We start from the raw sequence: 4,192 nt of genomic DNA, 5'->3' as shown, positions 1-4,192 counted from the left end.
TGTTTTGTCGCCATGCTCTTGGGCAAAAGCCTTGAATTTGTGCCAGTCGGTAATTTTGTGGTTATTGCCAGGTGGGCGATTAGGTTTAGGGAGGAAGTCTCCGGTCTGTGCTTTTCTTTGCAGCCAGAGATTGATAGTGTTCCGGCTGAGATGGAAAAATTGACTGGCTTTGGTTTTGGACATACCGTATAGTTCAATTGCATTGATAACTTTTTGTCTAAGGTCGTAACTGTAGGGGGCTGGCATTTTGGGTCTTCTGTAGATATCCTTGCCATTATACGTCCTCACTGTTCTGTCTTGTGCTATACCATAGATGTGGCTAGACAGTTAAATGTTAGGAGAATGCTGCTGGCTATCAACAAAGCCCATAGTAAACTTAATTTAGACGCACTCAAACAAAAGGTAGAACAAACATACGGCGAAACTGTGGCGGGTGTGTTTCCTTTGTCGGAAGATTTACTACAACTGGCTAGTGAAGGGGTGTTTTGTGTGAAATATCCTGAACATCCAGTCAGTAAAGAATTTGCTAAAGTTGCCAATCAAATTATGGAGGGATGAAAATTATGTCTGATTTAGGGGATCTACAATCTCTGACGAGTTCTCTTGCAGCAATGGTCTCGCCATTTCGTAACTATTTAAATGATTTATACGAAAAATATCAGCCACTGAATGAGGGCAAAGTAGCTGATTATATTCCTGAGTTAGCATTGGCAAAACCGGAATGGTTCGGGATTTGCGTAGTGACTAAAGATGAGCAGATTTTTGAGGTGGGAAATTGTGATCAGTTGTTCACAATTCAATCTATTTCTAAACCGTTTGTATTTGGTTTGGCGTTGGCAGATTATGGCCGGGAATATGTCAATAGTAAGGTGAGTGTGGAACCGACTGGGGAAGCCTTTAACGCTATTGTGTTGGATGAGGTGACAAACCGCCCCTATAATCCTATGGTAAATGCTGGAGCGATCGCCACCGCAGATTTAATCAAAGGTCAAAACAGCACCGAACGCCTGAAAAGATTGCTAGAAATGTTCAAAGGCTACACGGGACGAGATCATGATATTAACGTCCCTGTTTTTCTCTCCGAGAAAGCCACGGGAAACCGAAATCGGGCTATGGCTTATTTGATGCTGAACTTTGGTATGGTCAGCGACAAAATTGATGAAACCTTAGACCTGTACTTTCAGCAATGTTCAATTCTGGTCAATGCTAAAGATTTAGCAATGATTTCAGCGACCCTGTCTAATGGGGGTATTAATCCAATCACTAAGCAACGGGCTGTTGATGAACATTATGTGCAGGATATCATTAGTGTGATGCTAACCTGTGGGATGTATGACGCATCAGGAGAATGGGCTTATCGGGTGGGAATACCTGCAAAAAGTGGCGTAGGCGGCGGTATTTTAGCGGTGGTACCAGGAAAGTTGGGAATTGGTATATTTTCGCCGCCTTTGGATGCTAAAGGTAATAGCATTCGAGGTGTGAAGGTGTGTGAAGACCTATCACGGGATTTTGGTTTACATCTGTTTAATGTAGCTAAAAGCGATCGCAATTTAGAAGAGTGGATTGCGGGAGGTGATGATCTACATGACTTTTAAACAGTCTCGACTATTCATAGTTCCAGATATTAGGTAGGCTAACACCCAGGTTAACCTAACTTTATGTCGGACATTTCTGCCACCTAAAACTATTTCGTCAACATCTTAATATCCCTGGCTGCCGTTAAGTCGGGGGTGTGACACTGTAGGGGTAAAAATTTTTACCCCTATGCCAACTGTCTGATTTAAACTTGCTATGAACCTCGATAAAAACTCACCTGTTCGTCGATTTCGTCTCAGAACAACCCTACTGATTCCGTTTCTTTTGCAAATTGTGGCAGGGGTTGGTTTAGTAGGATGGATTGGTTATCGCAGTGGACAACAAGCTGTGAATAATGTAGCTACCCAATTACGGAGTGAACTGACCAATCGAATTACAGAAAAGTTATCGTCTTATACGGAGATTCCCAAAACTATTAATCGTTTGAATGCTAATGATTTTTCCCATGGTGATCTGAATGTGAGTAACACTTTTGGGGAACACAAATTATGGCAGCATATGCAGATTTATCCTAGCTTGAGTTATGTCTATTGTGGTGACGAAGATGGTAGTTTTTTTGGGGTAGGTAGACTCGACCAAGAAGACCGTTCTAATGTAATTATGGTGTATAGCAATTTCTGGACTGACTTTATGCGCCAGGATTTTGCTTTTGATGAACAAGGAAATCGGACTGAGCAAATTGGCACTCTTGAACAACCTTATGATCCACGCCAAAGACCTTGGTATAAAGCAGCACAGGCGGAAAGTAAGGCTGTGTGGAGTGAGATTTATCTTTCTTTTTCTACCCTATTACCTACCATAACAGCAAGTCTCCCGGTTTATAGTCTGACGGATGGTTCTCTGATTGGGGTTTGTGGAACTGACTTTTTTTTACCCCAAGAGGTGAGTGGGTTTTTGCGAAATTTGGAGATTGGTAAAACTGGAACGGCTTTTATTATGGAGCGTTCTGGTAAATTGGTGGCTACTTCTACGGGAGAACCTACATTTAAGGTTGTTGGAAATGATCGTGAACGATTAATGGCGATCGCCAGTGAAAATGGTGCAGTCCGGGCTACGGCTAATTATCTGAGCGATCGCTTTAATGACCTCGGTAATATTCAAACTGTCAAAAAATTCGATTTTCAGTGGTCAGGGGAACGACAATATGTTCAAGTTGTGCCATTTCAAGATGGCAATTTGGATTGGTTGGTAGTTTTAACGATTCCGGAGTCGGATTTTATGAGCGAAATTAATGCGAGTCGTCAAAAGTCTATCGGGTTAAGTTTGGCGGCGTTAATAATGGCGATCGCTGTGGGAATTTTGACCTCTCGCTGGGTCACTCGACCGATTTTGCGCGTTTCCCATGCGGCTGATGAATTAGCGCAAGGTGAACTAGATCAACAGGTAAAACCTAGCCCAATTATTGAAATCGACGGCTTGGCGAGGTCTTTTAATAGTATGGCACAACAACTGAAACAATCATTTTATGCCCTCCGCCAAAGTGAAGCGACTAATCGGGCTATTGTTAATACTATTCCAGATTTAATGATTCGGGCTAAGGGGGATGGTAGTTATCTTGATGTGGTGGGTAGCGATCGTTTGGAGCCAGCAGATAGTAGTGGCGAAGAATTGTTAACCGGTCAGCCATTTCCGAAGGGAATCAGCGTGCAGGAATATTTACCGGATAATTACGAACAATTAATGCACTATATTCAACAAGCATTAATAACTGGGAAGTTACAAGTTTATGAGCATCAAATTATCCGGGATAATAAGTCTGTAGATGAAGAGGTGCGAATTATGGTTTTGGCAGAAGATGAAGTTTTAATTATGGTGCGAGATATCACCGACCGTAAACAGGCAGAAGAAGCCTTGCGTATTGCTGAGGAAAACTACCGCAGCATTTTTGAAAATGCTTTGGAAGGGATTTTTCAATCGTCCCCTAAAGGCAAATTTATTAATGCTAATCCGGCTTTAGCCAGAATTTATGGCTATGATTCTCCTGAAGAACTGATGGCAAGTATTACGAACATTAGTGAGCAGCTTTATGTAGACCCAGAAAAAAGAACGGAATTCAGATATTTGTTGTCTCAACAAAATTCCGTCAAAAATTTTGAATATCGTTGTTATTGCAAGGATCGTAGTATTATCTGGATTCAAATTGATGCCCGTGTCGTGAATGATAACAATGGCAATGTGTTGTATTACGAAGGAATTGTTCAAGATATTACTGAACGGAAGCGCAAGGAGGAGGAACTAAAACGACAATTGGAAGAGTTGCAAATTGAAATTGATCATAAAAAACGTCAGCAAGAAGTGGCTAATTTAACTGAGAGTAGTTATTTCCAGGAGGTACAGCAAGAAATATCTAACGTGAACCTTGATGATTTCTGGAGTTAAGAAAAACTGGATAATTGATAATGTAGGGGCGGGTTGTGCTGTGAATCCTCATTCCCAAGGGGAAGATAAATAAACCCGCCCTCACCCACGATTATCAATTGTCGATGTAGGGGCGGGTTGTGCTGTGAATGGTGATTCCCATGTCGATGTAGGGGCGGGTTGTGCTGTGAATCCTCATTCCCAAGGGGAAGATAAATAAACCCGCCCTCACCCACGA

Annotated in this window: 4 protein-coding genes; 3 read left to right on the top strand and 1 reads right to left on the bottom strand. The window is 42.0% G+C overall.

Annotated elements, in window-relative coordinates:
- Nucleotides 1-246 (bottom strand): IS630 transposase-related protein (locus tag P5674_RS19960; RefSeq protein WP_315642943.1); only part of this gene is annotated, 246 nt, incomplete at its 3' end.
- Between P5674_RS19960 and P5674_RS19955 the strand changes: the two genes are divergently transcribed.
- The 3 genes from P5674_RS19955 to P5674_RS19945 all read left to right on the top strand — a co-directional run bounded on the left by P5674_RS19955 (nucleotide 214) and on the right by P5674_RS19945 (nucleotide 3,975).
- On the top strand, nucleotides 214-558 hold the full coding sequence (locus P5674_RS19955) for a MinD/ParA family ATP-binding protein (RefSeq protein ID WP_197535920.1): 345 nt from the start codon (nucleotides 214-216) through the stop codon (nucleotides 556-558). The genes P5674_RS19960 and P5674_RS19955 overlap by 33 nt on opposite strands.
- Nucleotides 559-563: 5 nt before the next feature.
- The gene (gene glsA, locus P5674_RS19950; protein WP_035735445.1) at nucleotides 564-1,595 is read left to right on the top strand and encodes a glutaminase A; all 1,032 of its coding nucleotides are present in this window, start codon (nucleotides 564-566) and stop codon (nucleotides 1,593-1,595) included.
- Between the two features lie 196 nt (nucleotides 1,596-1,791).
- A complete protein-coding gene (locus P5674_RS19945) occupies nucleotides 1,792-3,975 on the top strand; it encodes a PAS domain S-box protein (protein WP_006616336.1) in 2,184 nt (727 codons plus the stop codon).
- Nucleotides 3,976-4,192 lie beyond the last annotated feature (217 nt).

It is taken from the genome of Limnospira sp. PMC 289.06 (assembly GCF_032350395.1).
Taxonomy (GTDB): domain Bacteria; phylum Cyanobacteriota; class Cyanobacteriia; order Cyanobacteriales; family Microcoleaceae; genus Limnospira; species Limnospira platensis.
Note: the sequence above shows the minus strand (reverse complement) of the source record. Positions and strands in the feature narration are given on the sequence as shown.

Bases quoted from the DNA above. Each gene is read 5' to 3' on its own strand.
- glsA (WP_035735445.1), top strand. From the start codon at position 564: ATGTCTGATTTAGGGGATCTACAATCTCTGACGAGTTCTCTTGCAGCA.
- P5674_RS19945 (WP_006616336.1), top strand. From the start codon at position 1,792: ATGAACCTCGATAAAAACTCACCTGTTCGTCGATTTCGTCTCAGAACA.